This window comes from Micromonospora sp. NPDC006431 (assembly GCF_042870725.1).
GTDB lineage: Bacteria > Actinomycetota > Actinomycetes > Mycobacteriales > Micromonosporaceae > Micromonospora.
Genome location: NZ_JBIAHQ010000026.1, coordinates 14,755 through 34,030 on the forward strand (window position 1 = coordinate 14,755; position 19,276 = coordinate 34,030).

At 71.3% G+C, this 19,276-nt stretch carries 17 protein-coding genes; 7 read left to right on the top strand and 10 right to left on the bottom strand.

Annotated elements, in window-relative coordinates; genetic code table 11:
- Positions 1-8 precede the first annotated feature (8 nt).
- Genes ACFYM6_RS30655 through ACFYM6_RS30685 form a run of 7 tightly spaced genes read right to left on the bottom strand, consistent with a single transcriptional unit; the run spans position 9 to position 7,429 of the window.
- Entirely contained in the window at positions 9-710 is a 702-nt protein-coding gene (locus ACFYM6_RS30655; RefSeq protein ID WP_387280949.1) for an N-acetylmannosamine-6-phosphate 2-epimerase, read from the bottom strand.
- 53 nt (positions 711-763) lie between these two features.
- Positions 764-1,657, bottom strand: coding sequence for an ROK family protein (locus ACFYM6_RS30660; RefSeq protein WP_387280950.1), 894 nt, complete (start codon positions 1,655-1,657; stop codon positions 764-766).
- Complete coding sequence (locus ACFYM6_RS30665) at positions 1,654-2,496, bottom strand: carbohydrate ABC transporter permease (protein WP_387280951.1); 843 nt, start codon at positions 2,494-2,496, stop codon at positions 1,654-1,656. Before ACFYM6_RS30665 ends, ACFYM6_RS30660 begins: the two co-directional genes overlap by 4 nt.
- Positions 2,486-3,433: a carbohydrate ABC transporter permease gene (locus ACFYM6_RS30670; protein ID WP_387280952.1), complete on the bottom strand. Its 948-nt coding sequence runs from the start codon at positions 3,431-3,433 to the stop codon at positions 2,486-2,488. Before ACFYM6_RS30670 ends, ACFYM6_RS30665 begins: the two co-directional genes overlap by 11 nt.
- Before the next feature lie 11 nt (positions 3,434-3,444).
- On the bottom strand, positions 3,445-4,725 hold the full coding sequence (locus ACFYM6_RS30675; RefSeq protein WP_357440622.1) for a sugar ABC transporter substrate-binding protein: 1,281 nt from the start codon (positions 4,723-4,725) through the stop codon (positions 3,445-3,447).
- Positions 4,726-4,747: 22 nt separating this feature from the next.
- Entirely contained in the window at positions 4,748-6,343 is a 1,596-nt protein-coding gene (locus tag ACFYM6_RS30680; RefSeq protein WP_387280953.1) for an FAD-dependent oxidoreductase, read from the bottom strand.
- 39 nt (positions 6,344-6,382) lie between these two features.
- On the bottom strand, positions 6,383-7,429 hold the full coding sequence (locus ACFYM6_RS30685; RefSeq protein ID WP_387280954.1) for a LacI family DNA-binding transcriptional regulator: 1,047 nt from the start codon (positions 7,427-7,429) through the stop codon (positions 6,383-6,385).
- A gap of 476 nt (positions 7,430-7,905) precedes the next feature.
- Between ACFYM6_RS30685 and ACFYM6_RS30690 the strand changes: the two genes are divergently transcribed.
- Positions 7,906-9,267, top strand: a complete 1,362-nt coding sequence (locus ACFYM6_RS30690) for a hypothetical protein (protein WP_387280955.1) — start codon at positions 7,906-7,908, stop codon at positions 9,265-9,267.
- A 91-nt stretch (positions 9,268-9,358) separates the two neighbouring features.
- Here ACFYM6_RS30690 and ACFYM6_RS30695 read toward each other — a convergent pair whose 3' ends face one another.
- Complete coding sequence (locus tag ACFYM6_RS30695; RefSeq protein ID WP_387280956.1) at positions 9,359-10,606, bottom strand: M14 family zinc carboxypeptidase; 1,248 nt, start codon at positions 10,604-10,606, stop codon at positions 9,359-9,361.
- 528 nt (positions 10,607-11,134) lie between these two features.
- On the opposite strand from ACFYM6_RS30695, the gene ACFYM6_RS30700 reads away from it, so the two are divergent.
- Positions 11,135-11,410, top strand: a complete 276-nt coding sequence (locus ACFYM6_RS30700; protein ID WP_387280957.1) for a hypothetical protein — start codon at positions 11,135-11,137, stop codon at positions 11,408-11,410.
- On the opposite strand, the gene ACFYM6_RS30705 is transcribed toward ACFYM6_RS30700, so the two are convergent.
- A complete protein-coding gene (locus ACFYM6_RS30705) occupies positions 11,364-12,995 on the bottom strand; it encodes an amidohydrolase (protein WP_387280958.1) in 1,632 nt (543 codons plus the stop codon). The genes ACFYM6_RS30700 and ACFYM6_RS30705 overlap by 47 nt on opposite strands.
- Before the next feature lie 268 nt (positions 12,996-13,263).
- Here ACFYM6_RS30705 and ACFYM6_RS30710 point away from each other — a divergent pair, with 268 nt between their 5' ends.
- The 5 genes from ACFYM6_RS30710 to ACFYM6_RS30730 are packed head-to-tail and all read left to right on the top strand — an operon-like array spanning position 13,264 to position 18,278.
- A complete protein-coding gene (locus tag ACFYM6_RS30710; protein ID WP_387280960.1) occupies positions 13,264-14,151 on the top strand; it encodes an ABC transporter substrate-binding protein in 888 nt (295 codons plus the stop codon).
- The gene (locus ACFYM6_RS30715; protein WP_387280961.1) at positions 14,148-15,107 is read left to right on the top strand and encodes an amino acid ABC transporter permease; all 960 of its coding nucleotides are present in this window, start codon (positions 14,148-14,150) and stop codon (positions 15,105-15,107) included. The genes ACFYM6_RS30710 and ACFYM6_RS30715 overlap by 4 nt, the downstream gene beginning before the upstream one ends.
- The gene (locus ACFYM6_RS30720; RefSeq protein ID WP_387280962.1) at positions 15,104-15,868 is read left to right on the top strand and encodes an amino acid ABC transporter ATP-binding protein; all 765 of its coding nucleotides are present in this window, start codon (positions 15,104-15,106) and stop codon (positions 15,866-15,868) included. Before ACFYM6_RS30715 ends, ACFYM6_RS30720 begins: the two co-directional genes overlap by 4 nt.
- Positions 15,868-17,484: an amidohydrolase family protein gene (locus ACFYM6_RS30725; protein WP_387280963.1), complete on the top strand. Its 1,617-nt coding sequence runs from the start codon at positions 15,868-15,870 to the stop codon at positions 17,482-17,484. The genes ACFYM6_RS30720 and ACFYM6_RS30725 overlap by 1 nt, the downstream gene beginning before the upstream one ends.
- Positions 17,481-18,278 (top strand): serine hydrolase, encoded by a 798-nt coding sequence (locus ACFYM6_RS30730; protein WP_387280964.1) that lies wholly within the window; start codon positions 17,481-17,483, stop codon positions 18,276-18,278. Before ACFYM6_RS30725 ends, ACFYM6_RS30730 begins: the two co-directional genes overlap by 4 nt.
- On the opposite strand, the gene ACFYM6_RS30735 is transcribed toward ACFYM6_RS30730, so the two are convergent.
- Positions 18,161-19,174 (bottom strand): LysR family transcriptional regulator, encoded by a 1,014-nt coding sequence (locus ACFYM6_RS30735; protein ID WP_387280966.1) that lies wholly within the window; start codon positions 19,172-19,174, stop codon positions 18,161-18,163. The genes ACFYM6_RS30730 and ACFYM6_RS30735 overlap by 118 nt on opposite strands.
- Positions 19,175-19,276: the final 102 nt, after the last annotated feature.

A 19,276-nucleotide genomic window follows, 5' to 3' on the forward strand; every position in this document is an offset into this window, starting at 1 on the left:
TGCTCTCCCTACTTCTCTGGGGCGCTCGCCACGCGGGGGGTGGCCGGAACGAGCCGGCGGGTGATCCACAGCGGTGAGGTGACGGCGTTGCCCATCACCACCGCGTGCGCACCGGCCTCGAAAGCCGCGCCGATCTGCTCCGTGCTCCGGTACCGCCCTTCGGCGATCACCGGAACCGGCAGCAGTGCGACGAGTCGCGCCACGAGCCCGAGGTCGGGCCCGTCAGTCTGCGGGCTGGCCGGGGTGTAGCCGGACAGCGTGGTGGCGACGGCGTCCGCGCCCGCCGCGACGGCGGCGACGCCCTCGGCCGTGGTGGACACGTCGGCCAGCACGAGCGCGTCGGTCCGTTCGCGGACCGCCCGCACGGTGTCGGCGAAGGCGCGCCCGTCCGGTCGGGGACGGTCGGTGGCGTCGACCGCGACGATGTCCGCCCCGGCCAGCGCCACCTCGAGCGCGTGCGCCGCCGTCGGGGTGATGAACACGTCCGCCGTGCCGTGCTTGTACAACCCGATCACCGGCACGTCGACGGCGGCGCGCACCGCCTTGACGTCATCCGGCCCATTGACCCGCACCGCCACCGCGCCGCCGCGTACCACCGCGGCCGCCACCCGGGCCTGGACGTACGGGTCCCGCATCGGGTCCTCCGGCTCGTCGGGCAGCGGCTGGCAGGACACCACCAGCCCGCCGGCCAGGTCGTCGAGCACACTCACCCCTCTGGTCCTTCCGTTGATGTGGGTACGGCTGATGCCGTCACCGGTCACTCCTACGCGTTCGTGGCCAGCCGGGCCGCGCCGACCACGACGGCGTCGGCGCCCAGCGCGGCCGGCAGCAGCGGCACGCCGGCCCAGCCCGCCGGCAGCTCCGCCGCGTAGGCGGCCGACGCGGCCGGCAGCAGCGCGGCGGCCGCCCCACCGGCCACCAGGACGGCATCCGGGTCGAGCAGGGCCACCAACCCCGCCAGCACCGCGCCGAGCACGGCACCGGCCCGGTCCACGACCTGCCGGGCGGCCGCGTCCCCGGCCGCCGCGCGGTCCGCCACCGCCCGCCCGCTGATCCGGTCGCCGGTCTCGATGGCGTACGCGGCGGCCAGCCCGGTGCCCGAGGCGATCGCCTCCAGGTGCCCGTACCGGCCGCACCCGCACCGCAGTCGTTCGGCACCCGGGGCCGGCAGATGGGCCACCTCGCCGGCGGCGCCGCGGGCACCGGCCTCGACGCGGCCGTTGCGGACGATCGCCCCGCCGAGTCCGGTGCCGGCGGCCACCAGCAGCACATGAGCCCGGTCCCGTCCGGCGCCGGCCCAGCATTCGCCCAGCGCCGCGGCGTTCACGTCGTTGGTGACCCGCACCTCTCGACCGAGCCGGGCGGCCAGCGCGTCGGCGACGGGGGTGCCGGTCCAGCCGGGCAGGCTGTCGGTGGCGTACCGGATGCGGCCGGTCGCCGGGTCGACCGTGCCGGCGGTGCCCACCCCCACCGGCCCGGGCCCGGCCGCGCCGAGCAGCCCGGCGGTCAGCCCCGCGGCCGCGTCCAGCACCGCTTCGGGTCCGGACCGGGCCGGAGTGGGCGCCTCCCGGCGTTCCAGCAGCTTCCCGTCGGGGCCGACCAGCGCAGCTGCGGTCTTGGTGCCGCCGATGTCGACCCCGACCACCGGGGCCGTCATCCCTTCAGACCGGTGTGGGCGAGGCCCTCGACGAACTGCTTCTGCGCGATGACGAACACCACCAGCACCGGCAGTGCGGTCATCGACGCGGCGGCGAGCTGGACGTCCCACATCGGGCCGCCGTAGGCGTCGACGAACTGGGTGAGCGCCTGGGGCAGGGTGAACTTCTCCGGCGAGGAGAGGAACACGATCGGCTCCAGGTACAGGTTCCAGCTGTGCAGGAAGGTGAAGATCGCCACCGCGCCGAGTGCGGGCCGGGACAGTGGTAGGGCGATCCGCCAGAACGTGGCGAAGCGGCCCAGCCCGTCGACCCGGGCTGCCTCCTCCAGCTCACCGGGGAGGCTGATGAAGAACTGCCGCATGATGAACGTGGCGAGGACGCTCGGCGCGCCGAAGATCGGCACCAGGATCAGCGGCCAGTGCGTGTTGATCAGCCCCAGCTTGAAGAACATCTGGAACAGCGGCACGATCGTCACCTCGCTGGGGATGAGCAGGCCCGCGAGGACGACCAGGAACAGCACGTTCTGACCGCGGAACCGGATCCGCGCGAAGGCGTATCCGGCCAGGGCCGACACCGCGAGGGTGCCGACGGTGACCAGTAGCGCAATGTAGAGGCTGTTGAGGTACTGCTGCCCGAACGGCTGCAGCTCGAACACCCGCCGGTAGGCGTCCAGCCGCGGGTTGACGGGCAGCAGTTGCGGCGGGAAGGCGAAGATGTCCGCCACCGGCTTCAGCGACGAGGTGACCATCCACCAGGTCGGGAAGACGAACGGGATCGCCAGGACCAGCAGCACCCCGTAGAGCACCAGCTTGGTCCGCCGCGACAGGTCACGACTCATGGAAGACCCACCTCTTGCGCATCTGCCACTGCAGCACGGTCAGCGCGAGCACGATGACGAACAAGAGGATCGACAGCGTCGCGCCGTAGCCGAAGTGGTGGAACTGGAACGCCTGCTGGTAGAGGTAGTAGACGAGCACCGTGGTTGAGGTGCCGGGTCCGCCCTGGGTGAGCACCGCGATCTGCGCGAAGACCTGCAGCGACCCGACCACCGTGATGATCGACGTGAGCAGGATCGTCGGGCTGATCAGCGGCACGGTGATCCGCCAGAACTGGCGCATCCGGCTCGCCCCGTCCACCTCCGCGGCCTCGTACAGCTCCGCCGGCACCCCTTGCAGGGCGGCCAGGAACAGCACCATGTTCAAGCCGACGTTCTTGAACACCTGCACGACGATCACCGACAGCATCGCCGTGCCCTCGCCGCGCAGCCAGTTCGGCCCGTCCACCCCGATGGTGTCGAGCAGGCCGTTGATCCCGCCGTTGTCCTGCAGCAGGAAGCCCCACACGATGGTCCAGGCCACCAGCGAAACCACCACGGGGGAGAAGAACAGGGTGCGGAACAGGATGGTGCCGCGCAGCTTCTGGTTGAGCAGGACGGCCAGCAGCAACGCCAGGCCGAGGTTGAGCACCACCAGCCCGACGGAGAACAGCCCGGTGGACCGCAGCACCGCGCCGAGGTTGGGATCGTCGGCGAGAGCCTGGTAGTTGTCCGTGCCGACGAAGTCGAACGTGCCGGCGAGCACGTTCCACTCGTGCAGGCTGTACCAGACCACGAGGATCAGCGGCAGGATCACGAAGACGGCGCTGCCGAGCAGTTGCGGGGTGATGAAGAGGTAACCGGTGAGCTGGTCCCGGCGGCGGCTGGTCCAGAACGGCCGGGCCGGGCCCGGGGTGGGCCCGGCAGCGGCCGGGCCCACCCTGGTGTCCGTCTGGGTCATGATCGGTTGCCCTACTTCGCCAGCAGCGGTTGGATCTTGGTGCAGACCCCATCGAGGACGGCCTTGACGTCCGCGTCGGGCTTCCACAGCGGGTCGAGTCCGGCGCGTACCTGCTGGCTCAGCTCGGCCTGCCCGGCGTGGTTGGGCTTGACCACACCGTTGGTGATGCCGTCGATGACGACCTTCTGCAACTGCTCCGGCTTGAGCTTCGGGTTCGTCTTCGCGAGGGTCTCCGCGGTCAGCTGCGACTGGCGCGGCGGCGGGAAGAACTGGGCGAGCTTCGCCGAGTTGGTGGGGTTGGTCAGGAAGGCGACGAAGTCGGCGGCCACGTCGGCGTGCGGGCTCTTCTTCATCACCCCGATGCCGGCCTGACCGACCACCGAGTACGGCCCCTTCGGGCCCGCGGGCAGGGGGACCAGGTCCCAGGCGAAGCCGTCGTCCTTCAGCAGCGAGGCGCGGGAGATCTGGGTGATCGTCATGGCGGCGTCACCGGCGAAGAAGTCAGCGGTGGTGCCCGGACCAGGCAGCGCCTTCGTGGTGAAGATGGCCTTGTGCAGGGTGGTCATCGCCTCGACCATCTCCGGGCTGGCGAAACCGCAGCTCTTGCCGTCCTCGCTCCACGCCTGGGCGCCCCACCCGGTCCAGAAGGTGGACAGGTTGTCCCAGCCCTTGTAGTCGAAGTCGCGGATCACCAGCCCGGCCTTGCCGGTCTTGCCGTTGACCGCCCCAGCCGCCGCGAGGGCGTTGTCCCAATTCCACTGCCCGGCCGCGATCAGCTCGGCCGGGGTCTTCTGCCCAGCCTTCTTCAGCAGGTCCGTGTTGACGAACACGCCGAACGGCGAGGTGGAGAACGGGTACGCGTACAGCTTGCCGCCGTTCTGCCAGAGCTTCAGCGTGGCGGGGGAGAGGTCGTCGTACTGGTAGCCCTCGGCCTTCTTGAGCGTGTCGTCCAGCGGCAGCAGCGCGCCGGAGGCCACGAAGTCGGGGGCGGAGTTCTCGAACACCCAGGCCAGGTCGGGTGCGTTCCCGCCGGCGATCTGGGTGGTCAGCGTGGTGGTGTAGTTGTCGAACGGCAGCGGATCGAACTTGATCTCGGCGACGTTCGGGTGGCTCTTGCGGTACTCGTCGGCGATCTCGTTGAACAGCTTCAGGTGCGCCTCGTTGGCCGACCAGATGGTCATCCGCAGACTGGCCGGGCCCTTGTCCTTCGCCTCGCCGCCACCACAGGCGGACAGGGCGAGGACGCCGGCCAGTGCGGCGGCGACAACAGCCAGACCCTTTCCTCGTTTCACTATCTTCTCCTCACCGGGGGGTTCAGTAGCCTGCGATCTGCGGCCAGCGGCGTTCCACGCCGGCGGCCGAGACGCGGTCGGTGAATTCGGCCAGCAGGCGGGGGGTGCCGCGGACCGCACGCGGGGACTCGCCCCGCGTCAGACAGAAGTCGGCGAGCAGGCCGGCGACCTCGCCGACGTTCCACTCGACCGGGTGCAGCCGGTAGCTGCCGTTGGTGATGTGCGTGGTGCCGATGTTCTTGCCCGCCGGTAGCAGGTTCTCCATCCGCTGCGGGATCAGCGCACCGAGCGGGATCTCGAACGGGCAGGAGCCGACGTCGATGTAGTTGTCGCCGCCGGTGGACGGGTGCAGGTCGATGCGGTACATCCCCACGCCGATCGAGTCGGGGTAGCGCACCGCGCCGTGCTCACCCCGCACCGCGAGGGAGAGGTCCTGCTCCACCACCGTGTACTCGGCCCGGATACGGCGCGACTCCCGGATGTAGGGCGCCTGCGCCAACCCGTCCGGGCTGCCGGTCACGTCGCCGCGCAGCCGCAGCCCGGGGAAGCCGGTGCCGCCGTCGGGCCGGGGCGCCTCCGTCTGCAGCCAGTACAGCACCGAGTACGACAGCTCGCGGGCCTTGGCCAGGTGCCACGACGCGTTCGGCACGTCAATGACCGGACCCTCGAAATAGTCGATCATCGGCCAGTTGACCAGCGTGATGTCGCTGCCGTACGTCCCGTCGGTGAAGTTGCGCCGGGCAGCGATCCGCCGGAACGTCCACAGGTTGCCGTCACCCGGGTTGACGCGCTGATCGGCGTTGACGCTCAGCGGGTCGTCGTCGGGGTTGGGGGTGAAGCTGCGCTCGACGATCTCCAGTGTGCGCGGGTGCGGCGACCGCCAGGACAGCAGCCGGTCACCCCAGAAGTCGGGCTTGTAGTCGCGCCAGAAGTCGTACCCCGCGGGCCGGTCGATGGTCTGATCACCGTCGACGTGGTCGATCGCGAAGCACACCGACACGGCCTGCATGTTCATCGGCTGCGCCTGCGCCGGGGCGCTCGGCTCACCGGTCTCGGCCTGCGACTCGAACCCGGTGACGTACTCCGTGCCGGTCAACGGCAGCAGCTCACCGGTCTCCGTGGCGTCCAGCACGTACGGTGCGACCACGTCGATCCGGTCGTCCCGGTCCCGGTGCGCCAGGGTGACGCCGGTGACCCGGTCCCCGTCGGTCTCCGCGGCGACCGGCCGGTACGGCTGCAGCACCCGCAGCCGCCCCGATCCCCGGTAGGGCGCGAGCATTTCCTCGAGCACGGCGACGGCCACCCGCGGCTCGTGGCAGAGCCGGCTCACCCAGCCGGCGCCCGGGTTGAGGTCGGTCCAGGCCCGGGACCGCTCCGTCAGCGGGTAGTGGCGACGGTAGTAGTCGCGGATACCGTTGCGCAGGGCCCGGTAGCTGGCGGTGGCGCCGAGCTGCTCGATCCAGGAGTGCTCGTCCGGCGGGACGGCCTGGCTGGTGAGCTGCCCGCCGAGCCAGTCGAACTCCTCGGTCAGGATGACGGACCGGCCGGCCCTCGCCGCGGCGAGCGCCGCGGCGACCCCGCCCAGTCCGCCCCCGACGACGAGGACGTCCGCACGCATCTGTACCACTTGCTTCCTTCCAGTTGCGCGGTCCACCGCTCAGCGGCGGTGGACCGCCGGATCAGGGGCGCCGAGGGTGTTGCCCTCGACGAGCTCGCAGGGGAGAAGCCGCTGCTGCAGACCGGCGGCGCTGCCGTCGATGACGCCGGTCAACACCTCGACCGACTGCCGGCCCATCTCCTCCCGCGGAATGAGGAACCCGGTGAACGCGATGTCGGTGGGGACCGGGACGGTCGGATCGCCGAGGGTGACGATCGACAGGTCACCCGGCACGGTCAGCCCACGCCGCCGGGCGGCCGACTCCAGCGCCACCGCCGTGGCGAAGTCCTCCACGAACGCCGCAGTCGTCCCGTCGGCCAGCAGGTCGTCCAGGCACGCGTCGGCCTCCTCGGCCACCGCGGACACCTGGCGGGCGCTCTCCGCGGTCGTCGCGGCGGCGACGAACCCACGGCGCCGGTCCTCCGAGGACTCCGCGTTCATGCCCATGCTCACGTACGTCAGCCGCCGATGACCGCGCTGCAACGCCAGCTCGACGAGCCGGGCCACCGCCGTCGCGTAGTCGGCGCCGACGTAGGGCACCGGTCCGCCGGCGTCGTCGCGGCGCCCCACGGCGACGTACGGAAATCCGTCGCGGTTGAGCCGGTGCAGTTCCGCGCCGTCGATCTCGCGCCCGAGCAGGATGCACCCGTCGGCCAGGCGCAGCCGGTTGTCCTGGTGGAAGATGCGTCGCCGGCCGTCCACCACGGGTGCGCTGGTGAACAGCAGCAGGTCGCAGCCGACCCGCTCGGCGTACTCCTCGATGCCGAGCAGGAACGGGTGGAAGAAGTCCCGACTGCCGCTGGGGAAGGCGGGCTCGTACGTGAAGACGCCGATGATCCGGTTGAACCGTGCGGCGAGGCGGCGGGCCACCGGATCGGCGGCATACCCGGTCTCGGCGATGACCCGCAGCACGCGGTCCCGGGTCTCCGGGGCGATGCGGACCTCGGCGTCGGTGCGGTTGTTGAGCACCAACGACACCGTCGCCTGACTGACACCAGCCAACCGCGCGATGTCACGTTGGGTGACGCGTCTGGGGGGAGCGGTCACGACGAGTCCTTCCGGTGCGGCTAATGCGTATTAGCGCTCGGCGTTGGGAAGGAGCTTGGTGGGTGGGTCGGTCCGTGTCAAGAGGTGGAGTCGAGATTTCCGCCCGATGAACTCCCTGGAGTAATGCGCATTAGCGGGAGCAGTCCGCAGCCGGGCGACCCATGGGTGGCCGAAGATCTGCGCGAAACCGGAGGAGGCGGGCCGGCCTCTTGACAGGAGCCCTCCCCGGCGAGCAACATTCGAGAAACATAGACGCTAATACGTATTAGCCCCCGGTGGTCCGAGAGGACCCCGACGGTCGACGACCCCTGCCTTCTTACCGAGAGTCACCACCTGCCGCCGGGTGCCGCCGGCCCGCCGGCATGGAGCACCACGCACGGGACGGCGCCTCCCGTGCTGCCGCCGGACGCTCCCGCACGCCCGCCGCCGTCCGTCGAGAACCGCCAAGCGATCGATCCGACAGAACAGGAAGACGCATGACGCCACCACTTGCCTCGTCCCGACGCGCCGTCCTGGCAGCCACCGGTGCCGGCCTGCTCGTCGCCGCCATGGCCGGCGCCGCGCCGGCCGCCGCCGACCCTGGCCTCGACTTCCCCCAGTTCACCTACGTGGGCACCGCGTTCGACAAGAGCAAGCTCGCCTACAACCCGACGAACGAGTTCATCTTCCCGAGCGTCATCCGGGCCGCCGACTACTTCCCCCACCCGCTCGGCACCTACTACCTGTACTACGCCCCGCACGAGCGACCCGGCGGGATCTCCCTCGCGTACGCCGACTCGATCGACGGACCGTGGACCGAGTACGACGCCAACCCGCTGATCAGCAACACCTGGCTGCCGCACTACGCCACGGTCAGCCACATCTCCTCACCGCACGCGGTGTGGGTCGAGGGCGAGCGCAAGCTGTTCCTCTACTTCCACGGCGAGAACTCCATCACCCGGTACGCGACCTCCGACGACGGCATCCACTTCACCTACGGCGGCACCGCGGTCAGCCGCAACGAGACCACCGGCGGAGAGACCTCCTACGCCCGGGTGTTCGAGCAGTCCGTACCCCGCCTGGGGACGCGCTACCTGATGCTGTTCATGGACAATCCGACCGCGGCGCCGCCCGGACCGACCGGGCCGGTGTCCCGCCGGATCCGCTGGGCGGTCTCCAACGACGCACGGACCTGGACCATGCAACCCGAACCGATCGTGACCCCGCAGGGCGTCGAAGGCCCGAACGCCTCAGGGCCGTTCTTCCTCCGCTGGAACGACCGCAATCTGGTGATCTACCACGCCGCCGACGGCAACATGCACGCGGTGGACGTCGGGGAGGACTTCGACCAGGAGATCCACCTCGGCATCGTGCACGACTCGATGTCCGCGGCGCCCGACCTCGGCCGATCGGCCGCGCCGACGTTCTACTTCGACGGGCGTACCGCGCACATGTACTACGAGGCCGGCGGCCGGCTCACCGCGACCATCGGGCACGCCACCGCCACCCTGGCCAGCCCACTGCCCGAACGGCAGCTGGACTGCACGGTGGACCGGCCGGTCCTGTGGCCGCCGAACCACGAGCTGATCGACGTCACCGTGACCGTCGACCTGCGCGACGGGGTGCTCGGACCGAACGCGTTCGCCCTGACCGGCGTGACCGGCGGCGACGCCACGGACGTCAGCGGCTTCACCACCGGCACGCCCGCCACGAGCGGCAAGCTGCGGGCCGAACGGGCCGGCAACGGCGGGGACCGCGTCTACCACCTGACCTACGCCGGCCACGACGAGATCGGACGACCGGTCGGCTGCACCGTCACCGTCACCGTCCCGCACGACGAGGGGCAGCCACCCGCTTGATCTTCAACCTACGGCTCCCTAACGGCGGGTAGGGGCGAGGAGACGGAGCAGCCGCGGGAACAGGATGTCCCCGCGGCTGCCTCGTCGATCGTCAGTCGTTCGTGGTGTCCCAGCCATAGTCGGGCAGGTCGAAGAAGTCGTCGCCGTCGACCCGGTCGACGGTGCCGTCAGCCAGGCCACCGAGCAGCGACTCCACGCCGGTCTGCACGCTCTTCACGAGCATGCCGTGCTGCTTCTGGCCCAGGTCGTCCTGCTGGCCGCGGACCTCGAACAGCACCGTGCCGGTGCCGTTGAGGGCGAACGCCGACCGGCCCTGACCCGCGTACTCCCGCGCGTCCGGGTGGAAGTACCGGCCCACGGCCGCGAGCTTGGACTGGTCGCCGTACTGCGCCAGCATGCCGTTGGCGACGGTGAGGGCGTAGCGGCGGGACTTGTCCTGGTCGAGCGCCGGCCACGCCGCCTTGTACTTGGCGCCGTCCTGCACCCCGAGCGGCGGGTAGTCGAGCGAGACGGAGATGAGGTTGCCGTCCTGCGTACCGCCGGTGAGCCGGTCGCACGGTCCCATGTGGTGCAGGTCGACGTACGCGTCGACCGCGCCCTTCTCCGCCCGCAGTCCGACGTAGACGTCGCGGATGGCGCGCGACTCGGGGGAGAGGAAGAATCCGGCGTCGGTGTCGCGGCCCGGCAGGTCGGCGGGGCGCGGCACGTAGTTGAGGTCGGGGTTGAAGTCGCGGTTGAGGTCGTAGCCGGGCAGGTCGACGCCGTCTCCACTGAGCCGGTGGTACCAGGCGCGCGGCGCCCCGGCCAGCTGCGGGAACTCCGCCAGCGTCTCGTCCCAGGACCGCACGTTCATCCGGCGGTTGAGCTCGCCACCGTCGGGGTTGACCATGGGCATCGCGACGAACGTGATCTCGCTGAGGATCTTCCGGGTCTGTGCGTCACCGCTGCTGCCCAGGCGCTTGAGGATCGCGAGCAGCGCCTCCGTGCCGGTCCGCTCGTTGCCGTGGATCGCGCTGGTGACCAGCAGCACCTTGTCGCCGGTGCCCACCCGGGCCGCATACAGCTCCCGGCCCTGCTGGGTGCGCCCGACCACGTCGACGTCCACCCGGCCGCCGCTGGTGCGCTCGATCTGCGCGAGCTGCTCGCCCACCTGCTGGTGGTTGCTCCAGCCCGACCAGGAGGGGCTGTCGGCGATCTTGCAGCTGCCCTGCCCGGGTCCCTCTGGAGCGGCGGCGGAGACGGGTGGGGCGGTGAGGATCGAACCGGCCAGCGCGGCCGTCACGGCGGCGGCCAGCGCGCTTCGGGATCGGAGGATCGTCGAGACCTTGTGTACCTGCACGCGTACTCCTCTCGTGGATCCACTGTCCACCGAGCGAGGCGCAGCTGAGCACCGGGGAGGCTCGGGGGAGCGGACCACCTCTGCCTTTCGGCGATCTTGGCGTGCGCGCCCTCGACGATGCAATGAAAAGATGCAACTTTGCCAACGAAAATGAAGGTTTCCTACAGGCGGTGGAGCTCCATCCATCTTTTTCCGACAGATGGCAGAAGCCCACGAACCCGCTGCCGTGCTCAAATGGGACTTTTGCCTCCAGTGTGGAGATCAACAACCGCCTTCGTGGACGACGGTGCCGTCGGCGAAGGTGTGGGTGACGCGCGTCGGCCGGTAGTCCCGCGCCGGCGGCGAACAGGATGCGATCGAGCAGGGCCAGATCCGCGTGCTTGCCGACCGCGATCGTGCCGCCGTCCGCGCGTACGCCGAGCCGGCGCACTCTGCGGCCGAGGCACCCGAGGTATGGCGCGGGTAGGGTCCACCACGTGGCCCGTCCTTTCGTCGTAACCGCCACAGATCTGAAGCTCTGGGAAATCAGTGGCTGCTGACCTGGCATCCGGGCTGCGGTTCGCCGCGCAGCCGGTCGTCAGCGTCTTCGTGCCGGGTGCTCCGACCATGCCGCCGAACTTCGAGTTCGGCGGCACGGCGCCGGCCGAGGTGCAGACGTACCTGCTCGAACGGGATGACCCGGATTCCTTCCCGTACGCCTGGGTCACCGAATACGACCTGGTCTTCGACGAGCTGCTGGCCGACCTCAACGCGGCCCTCATGCGGATTCGTAGACGACGGCGCCGTTGGCGATCGTGTGGGTGACGCGCGCGTCGGCCGGTAGCCCTGCGCCGGCGGCGAACAGGTTGCGGTCGAGCACGGCCAGGTCCGCGCGCTTGCCGACCTCGATCGTGCCGCCGTCGGCGTCGTGGTTGACGTACGCCGAGCCGGCGGTGAACGCCGCGAGGGCGACGGACAGCGGCAGCGCCTGCTCCGGGAGGAACGGCGCTTTGTCGCGGTGCTGCGGGTCGGTCCGGGTGACGGCGACCTCGATCTCCTCGAGCGGGTTCGCCGTCGTCACCGACCAGTCGCTGCCCATGGCCAGGGTGGCGCCGGAGCGCAGCAGATCACCGAAGGGGTACTGCAGGTTCGCCCGCTCCCGGCCGAGGAACGGCACCGTGAGCTCCTCCATCTGCGGTTCTGTCTGCGCCCAGTAGGCCTGGCAGTTCGCGGTGACCCCCAACTGCCGGAAGCGCGGCACGTCCTGCGGGTGGACGAGTTGCAGATGGGCGATGTGGTGCCGGTTGTCGCGGCGCCCGTTGGCCGTGCGGGCGGCCGCGACGGCGTCGAGGGCGTTGCGTACGGCGCGGTCGCCGATCGCGTGCAGGTGCACCTGGAAGTCGAGCCGGTCCAGTTCGGTCACCGCGGCGGCGAGCAGTTCGGCCTCGACGTACGCCAGGCCGTGGTTGTCGGTGTGGCCGCCGCAGCCGTCGCAGTACGGCTCGAGCAGCGCGCCGGTGTAGTTCTCCAGCACCCCGTCGGTCATGATCTTGACCGTGGTCGGGTGGAAGCTGCCACCCGTGGCGGACTCCCGTTGGGTGAGGAACTCGGGGATCTGGTCGAGGCCGCGGTGCCGGTCCCACCACAGGGCGCCGACGACCCGGGCCGCGAGCCGGCCGGACGCGGCGAGCGACCGGTACGCCGCCAGGGTGCCCGGCGTCACCCAGGCGTCCTGCCATCCGGTGATGCCCAACGAGTGCAGGTGCTCCTGAGCGTTGAGGATGGCCTCCTCCCACTCCGCGCGCCCCGGCAGCGGCACGTGCCGGTCGTTGCAGCTGTACGCCGCGCCCTCGTGCAGCGTGCCGGTCGGCTCACCGGTGGCCGGGTCGCGTTCGATCCGCCCGTCGGCGGGATCCGGGGTGTCCCTGGTGATGCCGGCGATCTCGAGGGCTGTGGAGTTGACCCAGGCGCCGTGCACGTCCCGGTTGAACAGGAAGACCGGACGGTCCGGCACGATCGCGTCCAGGTCTTCCTTGCGCGGGGTGCCGCCGGGGAAGTGCTCCATCGCCCAGCCGCCCCCGATGATCCAGGGCTGGTCGGGGTTGTCGGCCGCGTAGCGCGCGATCCGGTCCAGGTACGCGTGCCGGCCGGCGAGGTCGTTGAGCCAGACCCGGAGCCGGTTGCGCCCGGCGAAGGGCGCGTGGATGTGGGCGTCCTGGAAGCCCGGCAGCACCATGCCGCCCGCGGCCTCGATCACCCTGGTCCGCGGGCCGACGAGCTCGGACACGGGCTCGGAGCCGACCGCGACGATCCGGTCACCGCGTACGGCGACGGCGCCGGACCAGCTGCGGGCGGCGTCGACGGTGTAGACGTCGGCGCCGGTGATGACCAGGTCGGCGTACTCGGTCACGGTGCCTCCCTTCCGGCCCAACCGCACGGCGGCCTTCGCCCGCCCTCTGGCGCGTCTGCCGGGAGCTGATCCGGGCCGACGGCTGTTGGCCCAGGATCGAAGCACATACCGAAACGCTTCGGCAATGATCGGTGCCGGCTTGGCGCCCTGGGGGCTACGAACGCCGAGCATCGAAGATGACGATGCTCACCCTGCAAAGCATTCGGGCTGTTCATGCTGGCTGATCCCGGATAGGGTCCCGCCAGTCGTCTCAGCCAGGAGGTTTCCGATGGTCAGCAAGCGTGCGCTGCGCATCGTCGTCGGTCTCGCCACACTCTCGCTCGCCGTCACCGGCTGCGGACGCTCGACCAGCGGTCAGACCCCGCAGGGCGCTGGCGGCGCCTCGGTCGCCGCCGACGCCAAGGCCGCCGACCTGGTCCCCGCAGCCGTCAAGGAGAAGGGCGTCCTCCGGGTCGCCACCGCCGAGGGCTACCCGCCGATGGAGATGTACAAGGACGGGACCCAGGAACTCACCGGCGTCGACCCGGACCTGGCCACGGCGATCGCCGGGCGGCTCGGCCTCAAACTGGAGATGACCAACGCCAGCTTCCCCGGCCTGATCCCCGGCCTGCAGGCCGACCGCTGGGACCTGGCGATGTCCTCGATGAGCGACACTGAGGAGCGCCGCAAGGCTGTCGACTTCGTCGACTACTTCCAGGCCGGCGGCTCGATCATGGTGGCCAAGGGCAACCCGGCCGGGGTGAAGGACCTGGCGGACCTGTGCGGCCGGGCCGTCGTGCTCGCCAAGGGCAGCTCCAACCTCGCCATCGGCGAGAAGCAGAACACCTCGTGCGCCAAGAAGATGACCATCTCGCAGAGCGAGGACGCCCCGACCGGCCTGCTGCAGATCGACGCCGGACGCGCCGTGGCCACCATCGTCGACTACCCGGTGGCCAAGATGCTGGCCCAGCAGAGCGGCAAGTACGACGTCCTGGAGGCCCAGTACGAGGCCGGCCCGTGGGGCATCGCGATCGACAAGAGGGACAGCCAGCTGCGCGACGCCGTGCACAAGGCGCTCCAGGAGCTGATCGACTCGGGCGACTACACCACGCTGCTCGAGAAGTGGGGCGTGCAGGGCAGCGCCGTCAAGGCCGCGACGGTCAACGACCAGAAGTGAGCACACCGGTGGACGCGACCGCCGCAGGCCCGGGCCAGGCCACGCCCGCCGGCCCGGAGACACCGGAGGCGAACCGGATCAGTCACCCGCTGCGGCCCGGGCGCTGGCTGGCCGCCGGGGCGACCGCCCTGATCCTGGCCTGGCTGGCCTGGACCATCGCGGTCAACCCGAACCTGCACTGGGACATCGTCGTCAAGTACCAGCTCGACCGGGTCATCCTGGACGGGCTCTGGGTCACCATCCAGCTCACCGTCGCCGCCATGGCGATCGGCGTGGCGCTCGGCGTCACCGTCGCGCTGATGCAGGTCTCCGACAGCCGCATCCTGCGCAGCGGCGCGATTGCCTACGTCTGGTTCTTCCGCGGCACGCCCCTGCTGGTGCAGCTGATCTTCTGGTTCAACATCGCGCTGATCTTCCCCGAGATCGGGCTGGGCGTGCCGTTCGGCGGCCCGAAGCTGGTGACCTGGGAGACCAACACCCTGGTCACCGGCTTCGTGGCGGCGCTGCTCGGGCTCAGCATCAACGAGGGCGCCTACATGAGCGAGATCGTTCGAGCCGGTCTGCGCGCGGTCGATCCCGGCCAGCAGGAGGCCGCCGCGGCGTTGGGCATGTCCCGCATGAAGATCATGAAGCGGGTCGTGCTGCCCCAGGCGATGCGGATCATCGTCCCGCCGACCGGCAACCAGTTCATCTCCATGCTGAAGACCACCTCGCTGGTCTCGGTCATCGCCGGCGCCGACCTGCTCACCGTCGCCCAGCGGCTCTACCTGACCAACTTCGAGGTGATCGCCCTGCTGATCGTCGCGTCCATCTGGTACCTGGTCCTGACCACCGTCGCCAGCATCGGCCAGTACTTCCTGGAACGCCGGTTCAGCCGCGGCTTCGGCGCCACCACCCCGGGCACCCTGCGGGGACGGATCGCCCGCAACCTGCGCCCCACGGGGAGCACGCGATGACCCCGCCGATGGTGCAGTGCCGGTCCCTGCGCAAGAGCTTCGGCCGCCTGGAGGTGCTGCGCGGCATCGACCTGACCATCGAACGCGGCCGGGTGGTCTGCGTGGTCGGCCCGTCCGGCTCCGGCAAGTCCACCCTGCTGCGCTGCCTCAACCACCTCGAGGAACCGCAGGCGGGCCGGGTCTACGTCGACGGCGAGCTGATCGGGTACGAGGAGCGCGGCGTCCGGCTGCGGCCGCTGCCGGACGCGCGACTGCGCCGGCAGCGCGAGTCGATCGGCATGGTCTTCCAGCGCTTCCACCTGTTCCCGCACCGCACCGCCCTGGAGAACGTGATGGAGGGCCTGGTCGCGGTCAAGGGCGTTCCGTCGGCCGACGCCCGACGGCGCGCCGCCGACCTGCTCGACCGGGTCGGGTTGGCCGACCGCGCCCACCACTACCCGGCCCAGCTCTCCGGCGGGCAGCAGCAGCGGGTGGCCATCGCCCGCTCGCTGGCCATGTCGCCGAAGCTGATGCTCTTCGACGAGCCGACCTCGGCGCTCGACCCGGAACTGGTCGGCGAGGTGCTGGAGGTGATGAAAGACCTCGCGGCCAGCGGCATGACCATGATCGTGGTGACCCACGAGATGGGCTTCGCCCGCGAGGTCGGCGATCACCTCATCTTCATGGACGAGGGTCTGATCGTCGAACAGGGGGCACCCCGCGAGGTGCTCGCCGCGCCGCGCCACGACCGTACCCGCGCCTTCCTGTCGAAGGTGCTCTGATGGCGCGGCTCGACCTGCTGATCACCGGCGGCACCGTGATCGACGGCACCGGCTCGCCGGGCCGACCCGCCGACGTCGGCGCGCGGGACGGGCGGATCGTGCTGCTGCCACCGGGCAGCCGCGCCACCGCCGCCGAGGTGGTCGACGCGACCGGGCTGGTCGTCACGCCGGGCTTCATCGACGTGCACACCCACTCCGACCTGCTCGCCGGCGACGACCAGCAGCGCGAGGTGCTGCGGCAGGCGCCGCTGCGCCAAGGCGTCACCACCGAGATCTGCGGCAACTGCGGGATCAGCCCCTTCCCGATCCCGCCCGACCGCGACGGGCCCGTGCGGGAGCTGATCGCCGCGACCTTCGGCCCGCCCGCGTCGGCGTACGCGTCGTTCGCCGAGTTCACCCGCGCGCAGGGCGTGGCCCGGCGCAACCATCTCGCCGCCCTCGTCGGGCACGGCACGCTGCGCGCCGCGGTGGTCGGCTTCGCCCAGCGGCACGCCACGCCCGAGGAAACCCGGCGGATGTGCGAGCTGCTCGACGAGGCGCTCGCCGCGGGCGCAGCCGGCCTGTCCACCGGGCTGATCTACTCCCCGGGCGTCAACGCCCGCACCGACGAAGTCATCGCCCTGGCCCGGGTGGCGGCCGCGCACGGCAAGCCGTACGTGACACACCTGCGTGACGAGATGTCCCAGGTCGAGTCCGCCCTCGAGGAAGCGATCGAGATCGCCACCGCCGCCGGGTCGGCGCTGCAGGTCTCGCACCACAAGACGGCAGGGCGGCGGGCCTGGGGCGCCACCGTCCGCACCCTCGCCCGACTGGAGCGGGCCCGCACCGACGGGCTGGACGTCACCTGCGACGTCTACCCCTACACCGCCGGCAGCACCGCCCTGCACGCGATGCTGCCGCCGTGGCTGATCGCCGACGGGGTACCGGCGATGCTCGCCGCCGCAGCCGAACCGGCGGTCCGCGACCGGATCCGCCACGACCTGGTCGCCGGGGTGCCCGGCTGGGAGAACACCGTCGGCAACGGCGGCTGGGACCTGATCCGCGTCGCGTCCGCCCCGAACAACCCCGCCACCCAGGGCCAGACCATCGCCGAACTGGCCGCCGCGCACGGCGTCGACCCGGTCGACTACGCCTGCGACCTGCTCGCCGCCGAACGCGGCGACGTCACCATCCTCAGCCACTCCATGCACGAGGACGACGTACGCCGGGTGCTGGCCAGCCCGCTGACCATGCTGTGCTCCGACGGCGTACCGAAGGGGGGCCGCCCCCACCCACGCTGGGCGGGCAGCTTCGCCCGCGTGCTCGGCCACTACGTGCGCGACGTGGGACTGCTGGACCTGACCGAGGCGGTGCACAAGATGACGGCCATGCCCGCCCGCCGCTTCGGCCTACCGGACCGCGGGCTGCTCGCCGACGGGTACACCGCGGACCTGGTGGTCCTCGACCCGCAGCGGATCGCCGACGGCGCCACCTACGACGACCCGCTGGCGCCGCCGCACGGGGTGCGGTGCGTGGTGGTCGGCGGCCAGGTCGTCGTGGACGGCGATACGGTCACCGACGCCCGACCGGGCCGGGTGCTGGCCGTACCGGATCGAGCTGTGCAGGGGCAGCCGTGAGCGCGGCCGGCGGCGGCCCGGCGGTGCGGGTCGGGGCGATGGTGCGGCGGCTGGACGACGGCCACCCCCTCTCGGCCGACCCCGACCTGGTCCTGCCGCTGGCCAGCGTCGGCAAGGTGCTGCTCCTCGGCGAGGTGGCCCGGCGGCTCGCCGCCGGCACGCTCAGCCCGACCCAGCCCGTCGAGCTGCGCGACGACGACCGGGAAGTCGGCGGCACCGGCCTGATCGGCCAGCTGTCACCCCAACACTGGACGGTCACCGACCTGGCCACGGCAGTCGCCGCCGTCAGCGACAACGCCGCCACCAACGCCCTGCTGCGGCTGGTGACGCTGGACGCCGTGCGGCAGCTGGCCCACCGCGCCGGGCTACGGCACACCACCGTGCACGACCGGATCCGCGCCGAGCGCGGCCCGGGCGTACCGGAGACCTTCGCCAGCGGCACCGCCCGCGAGCTCTGCGCCTTCCTCACCGACGTGGCGACGGGGACCTGGCAGGGCCCGCAGGCGTGCCGGCTGCTGCGCGGCTGGCTCGCCGGGAACACCGACCGCACGATGGTCGCCGACTCGATCGGCCACGACCCGTGGTCGAGCGACCGGGTCCGGGTGGAGAACAAGACCGGCACCGACACCGGCGTACGCGCCGACACCGGCATCGTGACCGGCCGGCACATCGTCGTCTACGCCGTGATCGCCGCGTTCGAGCCCGGGGCCGAACGGGCCGCCCTGGCCGAACTACGGCGCTGGGGCACGGCCGTCGACCGGCTCGCCGGACCCCACCGCCCCGACAGCTCCTGACTCAGCTCCACCGCCGCGTCGGTCAACCGCTCGACGAACCTGCCGACCACCGGATTGGGATTGCCGGGGCGCAACGCCACCCCGATCTCCCGATGCAGGCTGGCGTGGGCGAGCTGCCGCACCGCCACCCCACCCGGGTTACGCAGACCCAGCGACGGCACCAGCGCCACCCCGACCCCGGCCCGCACCAGGCCCAGCACCACCTCGTAGTGATCGCTGCGGCACCGGATCCGCGGCGCGAACCCCTCGGCCCGCGCCGCCAGCTCCAGCACCGACACCTCACCCTGCACGCCCAGTGTGGTGATCCACGGCTCGGCCGCAAGGTCGCCCAGCTGCAGCCGCCGCCGGCCAGCGAGCGGATGCTCGGCCGGGAGCACCACCAGCTGCGGGTCCACCATCAGCGGCTCGACCCTCGCGTACGGCAACTCCTGCGCCGGACTCAGCGGATGGTCGAAGACCACCACCAGGTCCAGCTCACCCTGCTGCAGGCGGGGCAGCAGCTCGTGCGGCTGACCCAGGATCAGCGCCAGCTCCACCTGCGGATGGTCCCGGGTGTAACTCGACAGCGCGCGCGGCAGCAGCTCCGTGCCGGCGGTGGCGAAGAACCCGATCCGCAGCAGGCCCCGGCGGCCCTCCCCGTGCGCGGACAACTCGTCGCGGGCCGCCGACATCAGATCGGCGATCTGCTGCGCGTAGTCCGCCAGGCGCTGGCCCGCGACGGTGAGCCGCAGGCTCCGCGGCCCCCGGTCCACCAGCGCCACCCCGGCCTCCTGCTCCAGGGTGGCGAGCTGGTGGGAGACCGCGGACGGGCTCAGCCCCAGCTGCTCGGCCGCGGCGACGATCGTGCCGTGCCGCGCGATCTCGAGGACGACCTGCAGGCGTGCGGTGTTGAACATCGGCGGCTGCCTTCCCTGGTCAAAGGCGGTGGGATCGGCTGGACCTCCGCCCGGCCCACACTCTCGCACGCCCGCCCGCGTCGGCTCCGCGCTGCCTGCCCT